This is a genomic window from Paenibacillus ferrarius (genome assembly GCF_002027705.1).
In the GTDB taxonomy this organism is placed as follows: Bacteria; Bacillota; Bacilli; order Paenibacillales; family NBRC-103111; genus Paenibacillus_E; species Paenibacillus_E ferrarius.
Genome location: NZ_MBTG01000018.1, coordinates 106,524 through 123,673 on the forward strand (window position 1 = coordinate 106,524; position 17,150 = coordinate 123,673).

The 17,150-nt window shown below is 46.1% G+C and carries 7 protein-coding genes; all 7 read right to left on the reverse strand.

Annotated features, from left to right (window positions below; all coding sequences use genetic code 11):
- Positions 1 to 146: 146 nt before the first annotated feature.
- Positions 147 to 6,977, reverse strand: coding sequence for a leucine-rich repeat protein (locus BC351_RS41675; protein ID WP_144028471.1), 6,831 nt, complete (start codon positions 6,975 to 6,977; stop codon positions 147 to 149).
- 186 nt (positions 6,978 to 7,163) lie between these two features.
- Positions 7,164 to 7,706 (reverse strand): helix-turn-helix transcriptional regulator, encoded by a 543-nt coding sequence (locus tag BC351_RS20250; protein WP_144028472.1) that lies wholly within the window; start codon positions 7,704 to 7,706, stop codon positions 7,164 to 7,166.
- 166 nt (positions 7,707 to 7,872) lie between these two features.
- On the reverse strand, positions 7,873 to 8,172 hold the full coding sequence (locus BC351_RS20255) for a hypothetical protein (protein ID WP_079414539.1): 300 nt from the start codon (positions 8,170 to 8,172) through the stop codon (positions 7,873 to 7,875).
- A 107-nt stretch (positions 8,173 to 8,279) separates the two neighbouring features.
- Positions 8,280 to 9,452 carry a TULIP family P47-like protein gene (locus BC351_RS20260; protein WP_079414540.1) on the reverse strand — a complete coding sequence of 391 codons (1,173 nt, stop codon included), beginning with the start codon at positions 9,450 to 9,452 and terminating at the stop codon, positions 8,280 to 8,282.
- A 38-nt stretch (positions 9,453 to 9,490) separates the two neighbouring features.
- Entirely contained in the window at positions 9,491 to 11,044 is a 1,554-nt protein-coding gene (locus tag BC351_RS20265; protein ID WP_079414541.1) for a TULIP family P47-like protein, read from the reverse strand.
- A 34-nt stretch (positions 11,045 to 11,078) separates the two neighbouring features.
- Positions 11,079 to 12,344 carry a TULIP family P47-like protein gene (locus BC351_RS20270; RefSeq protein ID WP_079414542.1) on the reverse strand — a complete coding sequence of 422 codons (1,266 nt, stop codon included), beginning with the start codon at positions 12,342 to 12,344 and terminating at the stop codon, positions 11,079 to 11,081.
- A gap of 215 nt (positions 12,345 to 12,559) precedes the next feature.
- Complete coding sequence (locus tag BC351_RS20275; protein ID WP_158082162.1) at positions 12,560 to 16,948, reverse strand: AAA family ATPase; 4,389 nt, start codon at positions 16,946 to 16,948, stop codon at positions 12,560 to 12,562.
- Positions 16,949 to 17,150 lie beyond the last annotated feature (202 nt).

A 17,150-nucleotide genomic window follows, 5' to 3' on the forward strand; every position in this document is an offset into this window, starting at 1 on the left:
ATAAAAACGTCTGACAACTCAATCACTTCCTTGATCTTCACCCATGCCGAACGTTAGAGCTTGCAGAGCGGTTAACCATCACCGTATCATCTAAAAAGCCAAAATAAAGAAGACCCCTATGCCTAGAGGTCTCCATATCTCGAATCCTATTCGATTTTCTTCACATGAAGCAGGTTCATGATCACCGTCACAGCTTCGGCACGTGTTACCGTTTCTTTAGGTGCGAACTGGTTACCGTCGCGTCCTTTGACGATGCCTATCTGTTTAATCATGAACACCGCTCCCTTGGCCCACTCTGGAATCTCGCTTTCATCGGAGAAGCCAGTCGCGACATCCGTTGGGATCTTCGCGCCATACGCCTTAGCAATCATCATCGCCATTTCCATCCGCGCAATGTTCCCGTCCGGGCGGAAGCTACCATCTGTGTAGCCTGACAAGATGCCGGATTCTACAGCTTGAGTGATCGCTTTCTTCGCCCAAGTAGGAATCTCATTCGTATCGGTGAAGCTTAACGTTGTGTTTCCATTTGAAGGCTTCCATGCATTCATTAGCATCGTAACGAATTCTGCACGCGTAATCGTTGCGTCCGGTTTAAAGTTGCCATCCGTGTAGCCATTAACGATTCCCTGCCGCACCGCTTGTTTGATTGTCTCTTCCGCCCAATGACCGGCGATGTCGCTAAAGTTAACTTCCGTGGACTCAGTCGCTACGACGGGCAAGCCCGACTTTTTATCCACTACAAGCACCGCGAACTTCGTAAAATGGTTAACCTCTACGCGGATCTGGTTCCCGTCGATCTTGCCTCCAGGAACTTCTACCCAAGCCTTCTTTCCTTCATCATAATAGAACAAGGCTATTGTTTGATTATCCTTTACCTTGGTCGGGTCAAAGGTAAAAGTCAATGTCACCGGTTTACTAAAATTGCCCGAGTAATTCTTTAGAATCTCGAATATAGAGCTTGCCAGCACCTCATGATTCGCCAGCAGGCCAGGAATCTCACTTAATTCTTCTATCGTTATCTTCAATTCTTTGTCTGAAGCATTAGCTGGAACAGTAATGAGGATCTTGCCATCCAAGCTCATCTCGCCAAGTTTTCCTAACGGAAGCGTAAGAATCCCGTTTGTTGAGCGAATCGGGTCAATGTTGGAGCTTCCGCCATTTCCACCGCTTCCACCAGAACCGCCCGACCCGCCGCTACCTCCACTGCCTCTTGGCATAACAGCCTTGGACGGAGCGGACGCTGCGCTTGATCCGACCCCATTCTTCGCAACTACCGTGAACGTATATTCCGTGCCGTTCGTCAGTCCCGTGACTGTGATCGAACTCGCGGTTGCTGAGGTTCCTGTGAATCCTCCCGGATTGGACGTGACCGTATACCCCGTGATTGCACTACCGCCATCGTTCAACGGTGCGTCGAAGCTAACCGTTGCCTTGCCATTACCTGCGCTCGCCGTTACATTCCTCGGAGCGCTCGGCACACCGACACCGATCGGCGCAACGGGTGTCACACTCGCCGATGCTACCGATGCCGCGGAGTCGCCTACTACATTTGTCGCAATTACCATGAACGTATATGCCGTGCCATACGTCAGTCCCGTGACTGTAATCGGACTCGCAGTTGCTGAGGTTCCTGTAAATCCTCCCGGACTTGACTTGGCTGTATACAGCATGATCGCACTACCGCCATCACTGACCGGTGCGTCAAAGCTGACGGTCGCTGCTCCATTCCCTGCGGTCGCTGTTACATTCGTTGGCGCTCCTGGCACACCTGGCACACTAATCGGCGTCACACTCACTGATGCCAATGATGCCGCGGAGTCGCCTACACCATTCGTCGCAACTACTGTGAACGTATACGCCGTTCCATTCGTCAGTCCCCTGACCGTGATCGGACTCGCGGTTGCAGAAGTTCCCGTGAATCCTCCCGGATTGGACGTAACCGTGTAAAGCGTAATCGCATTCCCGCCATCACTCGCTGGGGCGTCGAAGCTAACCGTTGCCGTTCCGTTACCTGCGGTCGCCGTTACATTCGTTGGCATGCCTGGTGCACTCGGCACAACAATCGCCGCAGTCGGTGTAACACTCGCTGACGCCACCGATGCCGCCGAATCGCCTACACCGTTCTTCGCGACTACCTTGAACGTATACGCCGTTCCATTCGTCAGTCCCGTAAACGTAACGGGACTTGCGATTACAGAAGTTTTCGTGAATCCCCCTGGACTGGACGTAACCGTGTAAAGCGTAATCGCACTCCCGCCATCATTCGCCGGGGCGTCGAAGCTAACCGTTGCCGTTCCGTTACCTGCAGTAGCTGTTACATTCATTGGCGTGCCTGGTGCAATCGGCACAACAATCGGTGCAGTCGGTGTAACACTCGCTGACGCCTCCGATATTGCCGAAAAGCCCGCATAATTCTCCACGTATACTACGAATGTATATGAAGTTCCATTCGTCAGTCCTGTCACTGTGATCGGACTCGCGGTCATAGAAGTTCCTATGAATCTTCCCGGATCGGATGCGACTTTATAGTAGAAGATCTCACTACCGCCATCACTGACTGGGGCGTCAAAGCTGACTGTCGCTTCTCCATTCCCTGCACTCACCCTTACATTCCTTGGGGCGCTTGGCGCACCGCTCGGCACAACGGGCGTCTCACTCGCCGATGCAGCGGAGTCGCCTATAATATTCCTCGCGACTACCGTGAACGTATACGCCGTTCCATTCGTCAGTCCCGTGATTGTGATCGAACCCGCGGTTTCAGAGGTTCCTGTAAATCCTCCCGGACTGGACGTGACCGTATATTGCGTGATCGCACTTCCTCCATCACTCGCTGGGGCGTCAAAGCTAACTGTCGCTTCTCCATCACCTGAAATCGCTGTTACATTCGTTGGAGCATCTGGCACGACAACAATCGGCGCAGTCGGTGTAACGCTCGATGACGCCTCCGATGACGCGGAATCGCCTGCACCATTCTTCGCGACTACCGTGAACGTATACGCTGTTCCATTCGTCAGTCCCGTCACTGTGATCGGACTCACGGATGCAGAGGTTCCTGTGAATCCTCCCGGACTGGACGTGACCGTATAGCCTGTGATCGCATTTCCTCCATTACTCGCTGGGGCGTCGAAGCTAACTGTTGCTACTCCGTTCCCTGCGTTCGCCGTTACATTCGTTGGAGCGCTCGGCACTGCAATCACTTTAAACGCTTTTGAATAAGAATATCCTGCTACATGACTTGCATTCTGGTCGTCAACAAGAACGTGCAAATACCACGTACCTCCAGTAGAAGGTGTAGTAATGGAATCTTCGCTCGTGAACGCTACCCATCCCGCGTTCGGCCACGCTAGTACCGTTTCCGTTGGTGACCATTGGTAATACGTTTTGGCGGATTGTGCGGAATCAGGAATGTCTACCGTTACCTTTGTTGACACAGATTGTTTTCCCACGGATTCACCGTTTGGAGAAAAGCTGACTCCCGCAGACAAAATATTAACGAAAAGATACCGAGTATTATTAGCATAATCCTTCGCGGTAGAAGGATTAAACCCTATTATCGTACCTTTTCTGTCTGAATTCATTCCGAATGCTAGAGCCCCTATTGCAGTTAAATCTCCTTCAACAATAACACTTGTTAATAGGCTATTATTTTCAAAAGCATAAATACCTACGCTCTCTACAGTTTTTGGAATTCTCACGCTTGTAAAACGGTTGTACTCAAATGCACTAAGACCTATACTCTTTACACTGCTTGGGAACGTGACACTCGTTAATTGGTTATTAGAAAATGCTTCCTTGCCTATACTCGTTACACCCTCCGAAAGCGTCACACTCGTTAATCGATTATATTTAAAAACAGATTGTCCTATACTCGTTACGCTGTTCGGGATTGTGACGCTTGTTAATTTATTAGTAATGAATGCACTATTGCCTATACTCGTTACACTGTTCGGGATCGTGACGCTTGTTAATTGGTTATCAGAAAATGCACTCTCTCCTATACTAGTAACACCCTCCGAAAGCGTCACACTCGTTAAATGGGAGTTAGCAAATGCAAGTTTTCCTATACTCGTTACACTTCCCGGAATCGTTACATTCGTTAATTGGGTGCCATAAAATGAAAATTGCTCTATACTCGTTACACCCACCGGAATTGTCACACTCGTTAATTGGGAGTTATAAAATGCAAATTCTCCTATACTCGTTATACCCACCGGAATCGTGACCTTCGATACATCTTTACCCATAAATACTTGCCGGCCTAATGCGACTACAGCATGCCCATCTAATTCAGCAGGGATATTAACCACTTTATCTACTCCGCGATAACCTGTAATCGTCGCCATTAGCATCGCATTTAATACATACGTATAATCCTCATTTGCGCTAGGGATCACACGTTCTGATGGGACCGATGCCGCCGAGGTTCCTATCGCATTCTTCGCGACTACCGTGAACGTATACGTCGTTCCATTCGTCAGTCCCGTGACTGTGATCGGACCCGCAGTTACAGAGGTCCCTGTGAATCCCCCCGGATTAGACGTAACCGTATAGCCCGTGATCGCACTCCCGCCATCATCTTCTGGGACTTCGAAGCTAACCGTCGCCGTTCCTTTACCTGCGGTCGCTCTTACATCCCACGGCGCGCTTGGCCATGTCTTCGAATTGGCTGTCACGCTAGCCGATGCTACTGATGCCGCCGAATCGCCTACAGCATTCGTCGCAACTACCGTGAACGTATATGCCGTTCCAAACTCCAGTCCTCTGACTATGATCGGACTCGCCGTTGTAGAGGTTCCTGTGAAACCTCCCGGTTTGGACGTAACCGTATAGCCCGTGATCGCGCTACCGCCATCGCTCACTGGGGCATTGAAGCTAACCGTTGCTGCTTCTTTACCTGCGATCGCTTTTACATTCGTCGGCGCGCCTGGCACTACCTTCGTATTGGGTGTGACGCTAGCCGATGCTGCTGATGCCGCCGAATCGCCTACACCATTCTTCGCGACTACCGTGAACGTATACGCCGTTCCATTCGTCAGTCCCGTGACTGTGATCGGACTCGCAGTTGCAGAGGTTCCTGTGAATCCCCCCGGATTGGACGTAACCGTATAGCCCGTGATCGCGCTACCGCCATCACTCTCCGGGGCATTGAAGCTAATCGTCGCCGTTCCATTACCTGCGGTCGCAATTACATTCGTCGGTGCGCTCAGCAGCAAGGCACCAGTAACTTTAAACGCTTTGGAATGGGAATAACCGACTATATGATTCTCATTCTGATCGTCTACTCGAACATACAGATACCACGTACCTGCAGCAGGAGGCGTAGTAATGGAATCCTCGCTCGTGAACGCTACCCATCCTGCGTTCGGCCCTTCTGGTACCGTTTCCGTTGATGACCATTGGTAATACGTATGGGCTGATGGTATGGAATCAGGAATAGCTACCGTTACCTTTGTTGACATCGATTGCTTACCCACGGATTCACCGTTAGGAGAATAGCTGACTCCCGCAGACAAAATATTGAGGTATGGATACCCAAAATTATTCGCATTGTCCTTCGCGGGGGAAGGATCAAACGCTATTATCGTACTGTTTGGATTACCACCGAACGCTGTATCTCCTATTGTGGTTGAATCCCCTTCAACAATAATACTTGTTAATAGGTTCGTACTAAATGTATATTCTCCTATGCTCGTTACATTCTTCGGAATCGACACATTCGTTAATTGGTTATGATGAAATGAAAATTTCCCTATATTCGTCACGCTATTCGGAATCGTCACACTCGTTAATCGGTTAAAAGAAAAGGCATGATTGCCTATGCTCGTTACACCAACCGGAATCGTCGCACTCGTCAATTGGTTATACTGAAATGCATATTCTCCTATACTTGTTACACCAACCGGAATTGTCACACTCTTTAGTTGGTTATATTGAAATGCATATTCTCCTATACTCGTTACACCAACCGGAATCGTCGCACTCGTCAATTGGTTATTCTGAAATGCATATTCTCCTATACTTGTTACACCAACCGGAATTGTCACACTCTTTAATAGGTTATATTGAAATGCATATTTTCCTATACTCGTCACGCCGTTCGGAATTGTCACACTCGTTAATTGGTTATGACTAAATGCATTTTCGCCTATACTCGTCACAGCGTTCGGAATTGTCACACTCGTTAATTGATTATACGAAAATACATTATCCTCTATGCTCTTAACACGCTCCGGAATCGTCACACTCGCTAATTCGTTATGACTAAACGCATTTGCCCCTATACTCGTTACACTGTTCGGGATCGTCACACTCGCTAATTTGCAATTCGAAAATGCTTCATAGCCTATACTCGTTACATTGTTCGGAATCGTCACGCTCGTTAATGGGTTATACTCAAATGCACGATCGCCTATACTCGTTACACTGTTCGGAATCGTTGCACTCGCTAATTTGTTGTACTGAAATGCTCTTTCCTCTATGCTCGTCACGCCCTCTGGAATCGTCACACTCGTTAACTGGTTGTACTGAAATGCGCTTTTCTCTATGCTCGTTACACCCTCTGGAATCGTGACACTCGTAAGTCTGTTTTCAAAAAATGCAAATGCTCCTATAGTCTTTACACTGTTCGGGATCGTCACACTCGTTAATAGGTTACCAGCAAATGCATACTCACCTATACTTGTTACACTTTCTGGAATCGTCACACTTGTTAAATATTCTTGATAAAATGCTTGAAGACCTATTCCGATGACAACATGCCCATCTATTTCAGCAGGAATCGTAATCTCTTTATTGAATCCGGAATAATTCACAATATGTGCAAATGATGATCCATCTAGAGAATAATCAAAACCTTCGAATGATAGAGCTTGCGCTTCCCGAACACTACCTACTGACCATGTACCAAGCGAAACCAAAGATATTACAAGTAAAGAAATCATAAACTTCTTAGTTTCCAACAACCGCCTTCGTAACATATTCCCTTCAACCTCCTCATTAATTTCAACCGCACAATTACAAAATAGTACATCTGAAGATTAAGTATAAATCCGAGGCGTAACACAACGGTACTAACGAAAGTTAGTTCCACGCAGAAAAATAAGCCAATAATAGAGCATCTACCCGCTCCAATTGTTGGCTTATGTTCTATTTCTTCCGAATGCCTACTCTAGTAATCCAATGCCCCTTGCACGCGCAATCGCCTGTGCTCGTCTTTTTGCCCCAAGCTTGCCGTATAAGTTGAATACGTAACTCTTGACCGTACCTTCCGTTAGCCCAAACCGATAAGCGATTTCCTTGTTAGACAAGCCATCAGCAAATGCGTACAGCATCTCCATTTCGCGGGTCGTCAGCGTTTCGACAAGCAGCAGCGAATCTTGGACAGACAATATGGGAGGACTAACGATATCGTGTGAATCTCTCATCTGTCCCGGAAAAAGAATCGGCATACAGAGGATGGATAGCGGGAGACTGCGATGAGCATAGGCATCCGTCGTAAATAGGCTACGCGAAGCATTTCCCAACACAACCGGTTCCCCAGTCCGGGCGACATAACGTACGATGGTCTCTACGAATGAAGCCTCATTCCGAACATCCTTATGATCGCCCGCTTGCTCCTCTATCGTAAAGCCCTCTTCGTGACTGGTTAACACGTATCCCTTCTCCGCACCCGAATAACGAATCGCCGATTCCAGGAAGCGATGCATGGCATCTTCGCCACTCCCCGTACTCGACCCTTCCAAAATTTGTTTAATGAGCACATTATCGTCGCGATTGTCGGTACCCTATCGCGCTCCTTCGCAAATCCAGCTAATCCTTCAGCCACCATTCCGTCTTCTTGCGATTGCGATTGGGCGGCGGAGAACCGTAGACCTAGGTAATCCTCTCGCAACCTTTGTGCCTTTCGCGAAGCCCCCACGCCGAATAAGCAACGCACGCATCCGCCATCAACACGTCCGCTCCGTTCCGGCTTCCCGCTTCCCGATAGAATATGGAAGCTCCTTCGCAAGCGATCGCCTCCATCAACCTGTCTTCTAGGCTTTGCGCTTCACGGATCGCATCTTCGTACCCTTTGGCGGCAGCGACCGAATTCCCTTCAAACTTATGCAACTCGGCCGAGACGAGCAAGCAGACCGAAGTGTTCTGTCCATAGTATCCGGACCATTGCTTCATGCCCCGCAATAACTTCCTCAATCTGGCCCGACTGTAGAAAGCAAAACCAAAATGTTACTTTTGTGACAGCTCCATTACTATGGATTTATTTTTATTCTGCTTCTTGATTATCCTTCCTCCATATACTTTTGGATGACTGTGTCCACAATAGCTGTAATGTGATCAACATCTTGATCTGCAATACTAGTCCCGGCGGCAGCATTGATGCCGTAAGAGATTTCAGGATCCCTGCTTTCTATGAAACTTATCTGTTGTTTAGTAGGATCAGTGTCAAAAGAGAGAGCTTCATAAGTAGTTATATCTATATCAACATCAATATTTTCCCGTATATTAACATTGATTCTTACAAGTGTCTGTACTTCATTTGCTACTATTTTCGAGTCAAGTAATGCCACCTTCGGATTGAATGAAGTATCATTTATTGAATGAATGCCAAACCTGTTTGCTAATTTAGGTAAATATGCCTTCTCCAATATTTGATGCTCTCCAAGCATGAGTAAAGATTTTTTGTTTTCCGGAATTTCGGTTAAGGGTATTCTGTGATTCAGGCCATCGGAAGATTTATTTTCGGTCATGCACAATAAACCTAAATAACTGGTGCTGTCATCCTCTCCTTCCTTATAAACACAGGTTGTAGAGGTTGGCTTGAGCCATTCTTCAGAAGACAAAAGTCCTGTATTTTTTATAGCCAGAATATTGGAAAACTCAGAATTATTATTTTTTAGCCAGATTTCAATGGTGTGGAACAGTATACTTCTTACAGTTTCATTTACACCACAATTTTCCGGTGACTGAATAGAAATAACTTTTATATCCTGTGAAGCATTTTCTTGTGATAATTTTTCCAAATCTACTTGTGCGCGAACCGATAAGCTATCAATAGCTATTGATTTACCATTAATAATAATCTCGCCTTGGGCGATAGGTATTGTCATATTCACAAAACTGCCATAGCCGCCCCTTTCAATTTGCCATGTACCAAAGCTTCCATTAATTGTTGCGGAAAGTGCAGTATCATCATCGTCAAAGCTGCACTTGAAATGGGCTGGTGAAGTGCGGTTTTCTTGAATTCTTTTATTCAATTCAGAAATGCGTGTAAGATGAACCATATCCCAGCCTGCTGTGTTTGCAGGGATCACACTCATAGGAGTATCATCATTTGCTGTTTTGACTGTATTTGATACTTTATATTTTGATATTAGCATTTCATTTATATGCGGCATATGAAAGGTTACCGGCATATTGATAGGATGCAATAACAACTCGTTCTCGTTTGACATCTTTCATCCTTCTTTCTTTTATATACGATGTGGCAAGCTTACAGCGCGAAGCCAGGATCTCCGCCAAATTGAAGAGCACCATTGAGCTGCGCGGAAGTCAATTTGAACTCTGTTTTGGCAGTAGGCCAAACGATAGGGCCAGTTGCTGCTTGGATCACAGGATTTATGGAAGGCATACTTTCAGCGACCCCCTTTGCAATAGTTTGCAGGACGACACTGAGCAGCAATGTTATCAATACGCCTACGAAAATAGCTATCGTACAAACTATAAGTTTTATAGTAAGATCACCCACTACATATCCAACAAGAGAAGCGTATACAGTTGCAATTAAACCAACTATTGCTGTGGTTACGATTACCCAAGTAGCTGTTTCTATTGTATGCATACTTTCTGTAGGCCTCGATGCCTTAAAGCCTATAGTCTGAGTCCCATCCGGCTTATTAACCAATTCAATGGTTTGATAAGTTGTCGTACTTACTACTGCTTCTATACCTGGTGAAAATACAATGCGAGCTTTGATCTTTGTAATAATCTCGTGCTCATTTACTGATATATTAAAGCTTTCTGCATAAGGAGTATAATATATGGCCCCATATTTTATTGGTTTTATTTTTAGTATTACACCGTCTTTATTACTAACTTCAGTCTTTCCATTGATCAATTGGAAGTTATCAACTGATGAATCAACAAATACTGTAGGAACTCCAGGAAGCATAGATTTTTCTAAAAACAGGCTTCTACTTATCAGGAAGCTCGCTCTGCTGTCGGGTGCGATAGCTGAGGGGGATAAGGCATGTGTAAGACCTTTTCCCGAGCGTCCGTCTGTCATACAAAGTACAGCGAAGAAGCTTTCGTCAGGATCCGGATTATCACTATATGCATAGCTGGTATAGGTTGGCTTTAACCATTTAATATCTTCAGTATGCAGGTTAATATTTACAGTTGAAAAAATATGCTCAAACTTCTTAATGTTAGCATTAAACCAATCCCTGAATGCTCCTTGCAGTAATGCATCACTTGCAGGCTTATCAGCACCATGAGGGAATAGAAAAGATACTAGGAAAACGATTGGTTCTTCGTCTGTGTGATCTGTTTTAAGCTTGAGATCATGCTTTGAGCCTACTTCTGATACTGATTGAGGTATCTGATTCGGGAAATAGGCAAGCTTTATATTAATAACTGCGTTACAATTGTTTAATGAATATGTTTTATTTGGTGTAGTGTAGGTACCTTTGGTAATAGGTATTTTCATATGTAAGTTTTGCCCATCACCGCCTCTACTGATAGCCCAGTCGCCGAATTCCCCGTCAATTGAAACTTCAATTCCATAATCAGGGTCTGTCGTGGTTTGCGTAAATGTCTTCGGCGAAGCCTTCTTTGCCACAATAGCATTATTAATATCAGGTACTCGAATTGCATATACGGTGTCCCAACCAAGTGTGTCTGCAACCACAGTACTTACGCTTTTGTCACTGCTTAACAGCATTGATACGTCATTAATGCCCTGCTCAATTCTCAGTTTTTCGTTCAAATGCGGCAGCGTAAAGCTGATTGGCATACTTCTGGAACTTAACACAGTTGTGTTAACCATAATCTACCTTCTTTCGTTATTGGTCTTATAGTTATTAAATATTTCCTTTAAGATAGTAGCAGTTATCAAGACCTGCATCCGTGACCTGCATCGCATTATTTACTCCCGTCCAGTCAATAAAAGGAGGCGGCGAAGTAGCAAAGCTTTGGCTGCCACTCTGCAGTGTTTGAGCAATACTGTCGGCAATGATTTTAACAACAATACGTACAATTATTCCTACAATTAAATTTAGCCACAACAAATACCATGGAATATCTTGACTGTAGTCATTTCTGGGGTCCGGGTCCTCGTAGAAAGCTATACTGCTTGTAGCAGGATTAAATTCGCTATTATTTTTAATTTTTATGGAGAAATTCATCGTTATATTTGCATACAAATCACAAAAACCATCTACGCTTGTTTTTAAATCTCCTCCCTCTACAGTCATATTTAAATGGGTTATCCGCGGGTAATAGGTAATTAATCCTGCGGTTACAGGAGGTGTTCCCAAGCTGCCACTATTTACAATACAGTGATTGGAATTCATGTAAAAACCATCAGGTCTTGAGCCAGGGTACATGGATGGCAACATCGGCATAATGATATTTTGCAATATCATATCTTTTGATATCAAATATGCGGCATTTGCATTCTCCGACATCATACTAGGATCAACAAGAAGAGGAAGCCCGCTCATATCTCTGTCCGTAGTTACAGAAAGGATGGAAAGATAGCCATTTCCTTCTTGGCTCTCAACATATGCATAGGTACATTGTTTAGGTGATAACCAGGTATCTGTACCAGGCTTGACATAATTTATTTGTGCAAAAACATAGCTGATTATTGATGCGCGTTCTACCAAATATTTTGCAACTAACCATAGTACAATATTTTTTGCTGTTTCACTCAGGCAACCGGCCCTATCTATAACTGTGACTGGGGAGACTGCACCTTCTTTCTTGCTTCCGATAGCGCCAAGCTCAGAAATATTAAACATCAGTTCGTGCTTCGACGGGTCGATATTGGAAGGAAGAAACTGCAAGGAAACCTGAACAATAACATCGACATTTGATATTTCTTTAGAATTTGAGTTGATTTGCAGCATACCGTTTACGATGGGGATTTTTAAGTGAAGAAGCTTTCCTGAGCCTCCTTTGACGATTTCCCAAGGTGCTAAATTACATTGAATGTGTGAATGCATGCCTTCAATTTCGGTAGAATAGTCAATTAGTTGTGGAAGTGTGTTCATGTTTTCAGCAAGAACTGAATTAACACGGTTAATATTAATACTGTAGACTGTATCCCAACCGTATGTCTCCATAAACCCTCCTTTAAGATCAGTTAATAATGGGACATCGCTTCATACATTCTCATGAATACTTCCTTCTAGCCATGTGTACTTTTCAAGATTAAGTATATCTCCTACGTGAAACTCAAGGGTACTAACGAAAGTTAGTTCCGCGCAAAAAAAATAAGCCAATAATAGAGTATCTATCTGCTCCAATTGTTGGCTTATCTTTTATTCATTCCATTTATCTACTCTAATAATCCTCTTTCCCTTGCGCGCGCAATCGCCTGAGCTCGTCGTTTCGCCCCAAGCTTACCGTATAAGTTGAAGACGTAACTCTTGACCGTACCTTCCGTTAACCCAAACCGATAAGCGATTTCCTTGTTAGACAAGCCATCAGCCAATGCGTACAGCATCTCCATTTCGCGGGTCGTCAGCGTTTCGACAAGCAGCAGCGAATCTTGGACAGACAATATGGGAGGACTAACGATATCGTGTGAATCTCTCATCTGTCGACGCCAATGGTTCAATGACCTTACATACACCATTCGGGCGATCATGAGATCTAGCACCTCTAGTGTCTTCGTAGAGAACACGCCAGGGAGGAGGTTATTCTCCAAATACAGAACGGACGACCGCGACTGCTCCGGAAAAAGAACCGGCATACAAAGGATGGATAGCGGGAGACTGTGATGAGCATAGGAATCCGTCGTAAATAGGCTTCGCGAAGCATTTCCCAACACAACCGGTTCCCCAGTCCGGGCGACATAACGTACGATAGTCTCTATGAATGAAACCTCATTTCGAACATTCTTATAAACGCCCGCCTGCTCCTCTATCGTAATGCCCTCTTCGTGACTGGTTAACACGTATCCCTTCTCCGCACCTGAATAACGAATCGCCGATTCCAGGAAATGATGCATCACATCCTCGCTATTTTCCGTACTCGACCATTCCGAAATTTGTCTAATGAACACATTCTCATCGCCGATTGTCGGTGCCCTCTCGCGCTCCTTTTCAAATCCATCTAATCTTTTAGCCACTATTCCGTCTTCTTGCGATTGCGATTGGGCGCCTGAGAACCGTAGATCCGGGTAATCCTCTCGCAACCTCAGTGCTTTTCTTGAAGCCCCCCAAGCCGAATAAGCAATGCAGGCATCCGCCATCAACACGTCCGCTCCGTTCCGACTTCCCGCTTCCCTATAGAATACGGAAGCTCGTTCACAAGCAATCGCTTCCATCAACCTGTCTTTTTGGCTTCGCGCTTCGCGGATCGCATCATCGTACCCTTTGGCGGCAGCGACCGAATTCCCGTCAATCCTGTACAACTCGGCCGAGATGAGCAGGCAGACCGAAGTGTTCTGTCCATAGTATCCGGACCATTGCTTCATGACCCGCAATAACTTCTTCAGCTTGCCCCGAATGCCTGGGCGTTCCTCGGTCGGCGCTTCGGTATATCTAGTGGCAAGCGTAAGCGCATGATAAACATGTTGCTTGCGAGCTTGCAACCAATTCTGTCTGGCGGTATTGAACTCCCCTTGTTCTATCCACTCCAGGGCTTCCTTGTACCGTCCGAACAAATAAGCGATTTCTATTTTACAGGTATGGATATGAGAAACTTCGTTATTCATAGTCCCTTTGAATCGATCATTCTGCACTGGCAATACGACTTCCTCGCCCTCGCCGTCACCACCCTGCAATTGGGCGATATACCACCGCGAGATACGAAAAGCGTTCTTCGCGACCTCATCTAGAAGCTGCCTTGACAGATCTTCATATTTCGTTATCCGTGCAGACAATGTATGTAAATCTCCAGTATGGGTGACCGCACATGTAAACGCCACTAGGCTAACAAAGACCAAATTCGCGGATTCCATTCCATAACGCATCGATTGCTCGAAATGCGCGATACTTTCTTCCGGTTGGTGTAGTAGTCTAGCGATTCCCCTGAAGTAGCTCAGCTTGCATAACAAATCCGTACTTTCGAAAGATGACGCTATTCGGAACGCAGCATCCATGCACTGACGACTTATTGGGGCTGCAACGCTCTTATTTCCAAGAATGATGACACCGTAAAACGCGAGGATATACGCAAAAGCCTCGCTACTTCCTTTTCCAACCTTCAGGCTGAATCGAATGAATCTGGAAAATAACACGAAGGATCGTTTATTACTTAATGAAAATACCGATGTCGATATCGCCATGACCAGATTGGACATTGCAATGTGATGGGGATCATCGCTTGGCACAGGCTCCGGTTCGTTAAACATGCTAGTCAATGCGATCTGTAACAGGTGCATTTCTTCCTTGATCAGGGCATTGGAGGGTTTCGCCGGCAGAGGAAATCCGATTTCCTCAAGCGCCTTGAATCCAATAGCAACGGCCGTTCGATCTTTTTTGAGATAGGCATACATGGAGATTTGAATCAGGTAAATACGGGAGCGCTCGACCATGCCTACGGTGCGGAGCAGTAGCTGATCCAGCAACTCTTCCGCGCGGTCGACGCTTCCGCACATATATTCGCACACGGGCAGTTCCAGCATTAAACGATACGCTAGAGAATTCTGCCCCTGCTCATCATTCTCGACAAGACGCATGCCTTTTTCCAGGAAATTCTTGGCGGTGGCAAAAGCCGTGGAAGCCTTCGACTTCAAAGCGGCTTGGAGATTATAAGCAGCTAGCTCCCTCTTCTCTGCTTGGCTTGTCATTCGTTCGCTACCCAGATTCAAGTGATATACCCGATCAAATATCCAATCGTCAGGGCTCTCCGATGCAAGGCTGCCCATCGAACGTCCGATCTTTAGATGTAGATCTGCTTGCTGTGTTTCGTGAATCGTCTGATAAGCGGCCTGCTGCACTCGGTCATGCAGAAAGGTGTAGAAAACCTCGTCTGTATCCGCTTCACTGAAATCATTCTCTTGTGAGATTAATCCCTCTTCCGTGACTACACGCAAAAGCCCTTTCGCATGAGTCATCGTATGCCCGCTTGCCGCAGCGACAGTCGACAGTCGGAATCGATGCCCGATAGCCGCCGCTACGGCTAGCAGATCAATGGTATGGGATGGCAGCATGCGGATACGATTACCGATCAAATGCAAAATGTCGGGGTCTTCCGGTATTTGCTTAACTACTGCTTCATCCCAGGCCCAATTGGATTTCTCCTCGTCATAATACAGTTTTTTTTCACGGTACAAACCGTCCAGAAGACGGTGTAAATAGAGCGGATTCCCACCTGTGCGGTGGTATAACGACTCCGCTAACAACCGAATACGAGCCGAATTTTCCTTAACGATATGTGATACGAATTGTCTAACGTCGATATAGGTCAGAGGATCGAGCGCAATATGCTGCACGTTAAGCAAAGTTGAAGTTGTATGCCGGGGGAATGAATTTTCTATCCATGCGGTTGCCGTTTCTAGAGGATCTTCGATCGCTATCTGATGCGGCGCTGCCTCTTCCCGGAATGCACCTATCAATAATAAACCATGTAAAGTGGGGTCTTGTGCAACTGTACGAAGGGTATCCATCGTAGCAGAATCCGCCCATTGCAGATCGTCCAGAAAGAGTACAAGGGGATGCCCGCTGTCGGCAAACATTTGTATGAAAATAGGAAACAGCAGACGAAAACGAATGGCCGCTTCTGCAGGACCCAGCATTTCTACCGAAGGAAGTTTACCAAGGAGCTTCTCCGCTTCCGGTAAAAGTTGTGTAATAACACCCGCTCTACGGCCTAATGCCTCCGTTAACCGTACTTTAAGTTTTGCGATGGATTCTGGAGATTCGCTCCACACTTGCCGAATCAATCTTCGAAGCGCTTCCAGTATCGCTGAGAACGGAATATCCCGATTCATCAGATCGCATTTGCCCGCAATGAACCGGCCACCTGCCCGTATAACCGAACCTTGAAGCTGTTGAACGAGCGCGGTCTTACCGCTACCTGCCCCTCCAGACACAATGACAAATGCGCATGAATCGGCACGAGCCTGTTCTACAGCTTTGGAGAGCTGAACCTCTTCCGCCTCGCGTCCGAAGAGGCTGTTCGGGAGCTGAAAGCGGCTGTCATCGTCTGCACGGGCAATCTCGAAGGGAACAATTCCACCTGTCTCTTCTATAGAAGAGATACATCGCTGTATATCGACTATCAAACCGTGAGCGCTCTGATAGCGTTCCTCGGGCATCTTCGACAAAAGTTTCATAATCATACCTTCGAGAGGGCCCGTAATTTCCGGACGTATTTCGCTCAGAGGAATCGGCATCATGGCAAGATGGGCATGCACCCATTGTTCCTTGCTCAGTGCTCGAAATGGCAGGCTCCCTGCAAGCATTTCGTATAAAACCATCCCTAACGCATACAGGTCGCTGCACTTCTCAGGAGTACGATTGATCCTACCCGTTTGTTCTGGAGATAGGTAAGCGTAATCGGTTATACGAATATCGGTAAGCTCGGCAAGCTTTCTCTCTAATTGAATTCGAACGCCTGCCGGGTTCAAATTCCCGATAATCGTATCCCGTTTGTGGTAGGTATAGACCACATCCGTCAGTATTAGTGCGATTTGCAGAAAAGAAGAAATATCGATTGTAGTCCCATTCATCAACTTCCGTAATTCGATTCCTTCCATTGGTGGAATGTTGTCCAATCCTCCTTCGTGACCCATTCATATTTATATAAATACTATTATTGACTCTTTATCATTCTACCATTAATTATTAATAATGTAGATCGTGATGGGGTCGTGTACGGACCAGACGCGGAACATGACTTTGAGCAGTGCTTATCCGATAGGGTTGACGTGCTCCCTGCTCTTCTTGTCCAATCTGATGAGAAGAGCTTTCCCTCGT

Excerpts from the sequence above, each read along its gene's own strand:
- BC351_RS41675 (WP_144028471.1), bottom strand. The coding sequence starts at position 6,977 with ATGTTACGAAGGCGGTTGTTGGAAACTAAGAAGTTTATGATTTCTTTA.
- BC351_RS20250 (WP_144028472.1), bottom strand. The coding sequence starts at position 7,706 with ATGCATCGCTTCCTGGAATCGGCGATTCGTTATTCGGGTGCGGAGAAG.
- BC351_RS20255 (WP_079414539.1), bottom strand. The coding sequence starts at position 8,172 with ATGAAGCAATGGTCCGGATACTATGGACAGAACACTTCGGTCTGCTTG.
- BC351_RS20260 (WP_079414540.1), bottom strand. The coding sequence starts at position 9,452 with ATGTCAAACGAGAACGAGTTGTTATTGCATCCTATCAATATGCCGGTA.
- BC351_RS20265 (WP_079414541.1), bottom strand. The coding sequence starts at position 11,044 with ATGGTTAACACAACTGTGTTAAGTTCCAGAAGTATGCCAATCAGCTTT.
- BC351_RS20270 (WP_079414542.1), bottom strand. The coding sequence starts at position 12,344 with ATGGAGACATACGGTTGGGATACAGTCTACAGTATTAATATTAACCGT.